At 53.6% G+C, this 6,000-nt stretch carries 6 protein-coding genes; 1 reads left to right on the top strand and 5 read right to left on the bottom strand.

What is annotated here, in order from left to right; translation table 11 throughout:
- Positions 1-334: 334 nt before the first annotated feature.
- From AC2D8U_RS20145 to AC2D8U_RS20130, 4 genes are read right to left on the bottom strand one after another with little or no spacing between them, the layout of a single operon-like run.
- Positions 335-883, bottom strand: a complete 549-nt coding sequence (locus tag AC2D8U_RS20145) for a TlpA family protein disulfide reductase (RefSeq protein WP_484620870.1) — start codon at positions 881-883, stop codon at positions 335-337.
- A gap of 5 nt (positions 884-888) precedes the next feature.
- Complete coding sequence (locus AC2D8U_RS20140; RefSeq protein ID WP_484620869.1) at positions 889-1,353, bottom strand: cytochrome c-type biogenesis protein; 465 nt, start codon at positions 1,351-1,353, stop codon at positions 889-891.
- Positions 1,353-1,907 carry a DsbE family thiol:disulfide interchange protein gene (locus AC2D8U_RS20135; protein WP_484620868.1) on the bottom strand — a complete coding sequence of 185 codons (555 nt, stop codon included), beginning with the start codon at positions 1,905-1,907 and terminating at the stop codon, positions 1,353-1,355. Before AC2D8U_RS20135 ends, AC2D8U_RS20140 begins: the two co-directional genes overlap by 1 nt.
- 15 nt (positions 1,908-1,922) lie before the next feature.
- A complete protein-coding gene (locus AC2D8U_RS20130) occupies positions 1,923-3,893 on the bottom strand; it encodes a heme lyase CcmF/NrfE family subunit (protein WP_484620867.1) in 1,971 nt (656 codons plus the stop codon).
- A gap of 422 nt (positions 3,894-4,315) precedes the next feature.
- Between AC2D8U_RS20130 and ccmI the strand changes: the two genes are divergently transcribed.
- A complete protein-coding gene (gene ccmI / locus AC2D8U_RS20125) occupies positions 4,316-5,584 on the top strand; it encodes a c-type cytochrome biogenesis protein CcmI (protein ID WP_484620866.1) in 1,269 nt (422 codons plus the stop codon).
- A 50-nt stretch (positions 5,585-5,634) separates the two neighbouring features.
- Here ccmI and AC2D8U_RS20120 read toward each other — a convergent pair whose 3' ends face one another.
- Positions 5,635-5,931, bottom strand: coding sequence for a c-type cytochrome (locus tag AC2D8U_RS20120; RefSeq protein WP_484620865.1), 297 nt, complete (start codon positions 5,929-5,931; stop codon positions 5,635-5,637).
- Between the last annotated feature and the right edge of the window lie 69 nt (positions 5,932-6,000).

Here is a 6,000-nt window from a genome sequence, read left to right as displayed (position 1 = left end):
ATGATGATTTCTCAATCCTACGTGAGTGCCCACACAGATTGTCTGACATATTGTTAAAGAGCTGCTCTTGCGAGCGTTGCTTCGTTGCCGAAGCAGGTGGCGTATTCTAGTCAATCCGCCGCGGTCGTCAAGGGTGTTTTTCAACTTTCTTTTTGACCGTTGTTTTGTTGACCAAGCCGCTCGTTAACCGCTTTGGTTAAGTTGCTGTGCCCCGTCGACAGGAAGCGCATTATAGGGAGCCGATTCCTTACTGCAACCCCTAAAAACAAAAACACGGTTCATTTGGTGAGTATTTCACCAGAACCGTGATTTCTTCTATATAGGCAATTTGCTTCTATTTAGCCTGATTTGGCAAATAGCGTTCCATGGCCGCACGGACCGCCGGACTGTCCCAGTCGATAAAGCTTCGCACAAAGGCTACCAAACGCCCCTCCTCATCTAAAATGAAGGTAGCAGGGATCAGGTCCGTTGGCAGGATCTTACCGATTTGGTTGCTGGTGTCATACCAAGTCTCCAGCTCCTTAATCCCAAGCTCTTGCAAAAACGGCTGCACGACACTGATATCACGGTCGATAGAAACCGGTGCAACCTTTAGCCCTTTCGCCTCAAAATCCTGACGAAACCGTTCCAATGAGGGCAGTTCTCGAATACAGGGAGGACACCAGGTCGCCCATAAGTTGAGCATCACGGGCTGACCGCGAAATTGGCTTAAATCAAAAGGCTGCCCATCCGGGCCCAAAAACGCCACTGATTCCAGAGTCTGGGGTCGCGACAAGTGAATAAAGCGTTCAAGCGCGGGATCACTGCCATCACTGCTTGCGCCAGGAAAGGCGTTGGCGCTGCCCATAAGCAGCGCCAAAACCATAAAGCCAAATGCACGCATCTGGATCACTTGTCCTGATCCAACAATTTAGCCAGCTTCTCCTGATCAGACTCGCTCACCTCAACCTCACCAGCAGCCTCAGCACGCTGACGACGAGCGAAGAGTATGGCTACCGCCCCACCGGCCAATAGGAACAGCACAGGGCCGAGCCAAAGGATGTAGGTACGGGGATCAAACGCCGGGCGATAGCGAACGAAGTCACCATAACGATCGGTAAAGTAGGTAATGATCTCGTCATTACTCTTACCTTCTTCCACCATTTCGTACACCTGCAAACGCATGTCCATGGCGATCGGCGAGTTGGAGTCGTGCAGGTTCTGGTTCTGACACTGAGGGCAACGCAGCTCTGCCGCCAGGGCGACTCCGCGCTGGCGGCTTTGAGCATCTTTAAACTCATAGGTATCGATAGGGGCAGCTTGCACCCAGCCAACCATCAGCAACGCAACGATAGAAACAAATAACTTTTTCATTACGATTTCCCTTCAGCCGCCGCTTCGGCGCGGATCTGCTGGATCAGTGGCATAAAGTCTTTTGCCCAAACCTGAGGTTCAAGCACACCGGCGAAGCGGTGGCGAACGATGCCATTGTGATCGACAACATAGGTTTCCGGTGCGCCATACACCCCCATGTCGAACGCCAGAGAACCTTCGGGATCGAAGATATTCTTGGTGTAGGGATCACCGCTGTTCGCCAGGTAACGGATTGCTGGCTGACGCTCGTCCCGGTAGTTAATCCCGTAGATCGCAATTTCGCCGCGTCGCTTAAGCTGATTGAGGAAGGGGTGCTCATACTTACAGGACGGACACCAGGTCGCCCATACGTTGATGAGATACACCTCGCCCTTCAGGTCATCACGACTCCAGGTTTGGTTCGAGTCTTCCAATGACTCGAGGACAAACTCAGGAACTGGCTTACCAATCAGGACGGATTCGAGTTTGGAGGGGTTGAGAAACAACCCCTTGAACAAGAACACGCTCAACACCGCAAAAATGATCAGCGGTATAAAGAGAACTGCACGCTTCATTACTGCTCCTTGATATTAAGCGTTCGCCAGCTTGGCTGCTTGCACCTTTTCCGCCTTCTTGCGCGACTTAGCACGCTTGTCGGTCGCAGCGACACCTGCACCAAACATCATGAAGATGGAACCGATCCAGATCCAGCGCACACCCGGCTTGTAGTTCAGCCGCACCGCATAATGCGTCGCATCCAGTGGATCACCCATGGTGACGTAGAGATCTCGGGTAAAGCCCCAGTCGATCCCCGCTTCGGTCATGTCCATGGTACGCACGTTGTATTGACGACGATCCGGGTAAAGAGTGGTTACGTGCTTATCACCCTTAGTAACAGAGACCACACCCTGTTCTGCGGTGTAGTTGGGTCCCTGAACCATTTGAGTGCGCTCATAGGTAAAGGTATAGCCAGCCAACTCACCGCTAAGCCCAGGCCCCATACGGACCGAGCGCTCATCGTCGTAGTTGGAAACCACAGTCGCCCCAATGATGGACATCACGATACCGGCGTGAGCCAGTTGCATGCCAACATAGCTGCGAGTAATGCGGCGGGTGGTGTAGGAGCCATCTTTTTCGCGGGTCTGGCGCAGAATATCCTGAAACAGGCACCCAGCCACCCAGAAAGCGGTGAATAGGCCAGCAAAAACCCACGGGTTGTAACGGCTCGTATCACCGATCAGCAGAGGCAAGGCGATGGCGAGGATAAAGGCGCCAACGGCAGAAGGAAGCAGTTTTTTAAGCTCTCCATCTTTGGCCTTCTTCCAACGAATGAAAGGACCTATCCCCATAAAGAGGAACATCACCAAGACTATGGGGTTGAACACGGTATTGAAATACGGTGGTCCCACAGAGATCTGACCCAAGCCCAGTGCATCGCCGAGCAGTGGATACAGGGTGCCAAGAAGAACGGAACCTGTCGCCACGACCAGCAGCACATTACAGGCCATCAGCATGGTCTCTTTAGAGAAGAGATCAAAACGCGCCGGCGAAGCCATCTCTGTCGCCCGCAAGGCAAACAGGGTCAAGGAGCCCCCGATGGTTAACCCCAATAGGATCAGGATAAACAAGCCTCGAGAAGGGTCGGCAGCGAAAGAGTGTACCGAGGTCAGTACCCCGGAACGCACCAGGAAGGTACCGAGCAAACTTAGGGAGAATGCAAAGATCGCCAGCAAAATACTCCAGTTACGGAAGGTGCCGCGTTTCTCGGTAACGATAAGGGAGTGCAACAAGGCGGTACCGACCAGCCAAGGCATGAAGGAAGCATTTTCCACCGGATCCCAGAACCACCAGCCTCCCCAGCCCAACTCATAGTAGGCCCACCAAGAGCCCAGAGCGATCCCGGCGGTCAGGAAAGCCCACGCCGCCAGAGTCCATGGACGAGACCAGCGAGCCCAAGCGGAATCAAGACGGCCACTCATCAAAGCGGCAATCGCAAAGGCAAAGGAAACGGAGAAGCCGACATAGCCCAGATACAGCAGCGGTGGATGGAAGATCAATCCAACATCCTGCAGCATCGGGTTCAGATCTCTTCCTTCTGCTGGCATCGGGAACAGACGTTCAAAAGGACTGGAGGTGAACAACATGAACAGGGCAAAGCCCACGATCACCATCCCCAAGACCGCAAGTACACGCGCGGTAAACGCCTCTTCCAGGCCACGGCTGAAATACGCAACAGCGGCCGCCCAGACAGAGATAGAAAAGGCCCAGAACAACAGGGAGCCTTCATGACCACCCCAAATCGCCGCTATTTTAAAATAGATCGGCAATAGGCTGTTAGAGTTGTGCGCCACGTAAGCCACGGAAAAATCGTCCGTGGCAAAGGCATAGCCCAAGCATACGACAGCAAGTGCCATAAACAAGCACATGCCATACGCCAGCGGGCGCGCGAAACTCACCAAGTAGGCATCCTTACGTGCCACGCCGAGCAGGGGAACTACGGCGATCAGGACCGCAAAAGCCAGACCGATGATGAGCGAGTAATGTCCTAGTTCCGGAACCATTATCTTACCTCAATGGAAAATTGCCACACGATGCCAGCCAAGAGGTCAAGCATATCGTGAATGGGTATCAGTGCCGCCATTTTAGGCAGTAATGCCTTCATTGTCTGCCGTCTTGTTACGGTTTTCCAACGCAGAGTGTCGCAGCGGGTCAGACGTCACAAAAGCAGATCGGTACAAACGAAATGACGCAAGTCGGAAGTTGGAGGGCGGCAGAGGCAAAAAGTTTCAATAACATTTTCCTCTCGCTAGGAACTGTGACTTTAGCCCCAATCCGCTTCATCTGACAAAGCGCACTCCGGCATAGCACTGTTCATGCCTTGCACTTGCCGTATAATCCTTCTTCAACTGGACCCCTTCCTCGGCAGCAAAGTACCGCCCAACAAGGAAGTGTTGGTCTCCGTGCCCCACCATCAGAGATTGCTATGACGACTTTTTGGATCGGTATCGCCGCCCTAACCTTGTTGGCTCTGGCCCTAATCTGGCTGCCTTACTTGCGCCGCAGCCGCCTGGCCAAAATTGCTAGCGACGCCCAGTTGCGTAAAGAGACCAACCTCAACCTGTACAACGAGCGTTTGCTCGAACTCGACGCAGAGCTCGCTGAACAGCGGATCAACCAGATTGAGTATGACGCGCTCAAGCAGGAACTGCAGTTAACCCTGCTGCAAAATGTTGAGCAGGAAGATGATGTTCTAGCCAGCCAGTCCACCAACGTGGCCTGGCCTATCGCCATGAGCGCAGTACTGGTACTCCTGTCCGGCTACACCTATCATGACCTAGGCCGCCATAGCGACTGGAATGCACCACAGCAGGCTTCACAGCAGGCTGATCCTCACGCTGGCATGAACCCAGAGCAGCTCATGGCCATGCGCCTACGCCAGATGGAGAAGCACGTAGAGAGCAATCCCACAGACAGCCAAGCCTGGTTCTCGCTGGGCCATGCCTACATCTCCAATAGCCAATACAGTAAAGCAATCCAAGCCTTTGATACCGTAATGTCACTGGTCGGGACCCATGCGGAGCTACTTGGCCCGAAGGCAACGGCGATGTACTACCTGGCTGACCAACATATCACACCAGAGATCCAGACTATCGTAGACCAGGCACTGGCCGATGATGATAAAGATCCCTCTACCCGCCTGCTGCTGGGAATGGATTCTTTCTTTAATGGACGTTATGAAGATGCCATCGGCCACTGGGAGATGATCCTCACCAGCCCCCGTTCAGATGTAGATCGAGATGCCATTCAAGGCGCCATCAGCCAGGCTCGTGGCATGCTAGAGTCCGGTAGCCAAATGCCTGCTGACCAGGTGCATCAGGGCATGAGCCAGAAGACTCTACCTTCAACAGCGCCTCAAGGTGTCACAGTCACGGTTGAGCTCTCCAGTGAAGTCGCCCAACACGCCAACCCTGCGGATACTGTCTTTATCTTCGCACGGCCAACCACGGGCCCAGCCATGCCACTGGCGGTTGCCCGCGTGCAAGTTGCTGACCTGCCAGCGACCATTGTCCTCGATGACAGCAAAGCCATGTCACCGCAGATGGTGATCAGTGGTGCCGAACAGGTGATGATCGTTGCCACCGTCAATCATGACGGCAGCCCAGCACCGACACCAGGTGACCTGCTTGGCGAAGCCAATAACATCGCATTGGGCAGTCAAATCACCCTGGCGATCGATACTCTGGTCAAATAAAGCAAACAAAAAAGCCTGGCATTCGCCAGGCTTTTTCCTTTCCGGAAGGCTTACTTGCCAACCATGTAGTTGATTGCATTTTTCAGATCTTCATCCGTGCAATCCATGCACATGCCGCCTGGAGGCATGGCATTAAGACCACTTTTCACACTGGCCACCAAGGCATCGATACCTTTGCCCATACGGGGTTCCCAGGCCGCACCATCCTGAAATTTTGGCGCACCGGCAATGCCCATTTCATGGCAGGTTTTGCAGGCTTTCTGATACACAGCTTCGCCATCCTGAGCCATTACGTTCGAAGCAAAGGTCAGGCTGGCTACCGCAGCAAAAGTCACAAATTTATTCATCTTGTCTATTCCAATCCATTGACATTCTCACGCTGGGAAACGGGGAAAGTCGCTACGCCAGCTGCACCG

It is taken from the genome of Ferrimonas sp. YIN67 (genome assembly GCF_057219095.1).
Note: the sequence above shows the minus strand (reverse complement) of the source record. Positions and strands in the feature narration are given on the sequence as shown.

Excerpts from the sequence above, each read along its gene's own strand:
- AC2D8U_RS20145 (WP_484620870.1), bottom strand. The coding sequence starts at position 883 with ATGCGTGCATTTGGCTTTATGGTTTTGGCGCTGCTTATGGGCAGCGCC.
- AC2D8U_RS20140 (WP_484620869.1), bottom strand. The coding sequence starts at position 1,353 with ATGAAAAAGTTATTTGTTTCTATCGTTGCGTTGCTGATGGTTGGCTGG.
- AC2D8U_RS20135 (WP_484620868.1), bottom strand. The coding sequence starts at position 1,907 with ATGAAGCGTGCAGTTCTCTTTATACCGCTGATCATTTTTGCGGTGTTG.
- AC2D8U_RS20130 (WP_484620867.1), bottom strand. The coding sequence starts at position 3,893 with ATGGTTCCGGAACTAGGACATTACTCGCTCATCATCGGTCTGGCTTTT.
- ccmI (WP_484620866.1), top strand. The coding sequence starts at position 4,316 with ATGACGACTTTTTGGATCGGTATCGCCGCCCTAACCTTGTTGGCTCTG.
- AC2D8U_RS20120 (WP_484620865.1), bottom strand. The coding sequence starts at position 5,931 with ATGAATAAATTTGTGACTTTTGCTGCGGTAGCCAGCCTGACCTTTGCT.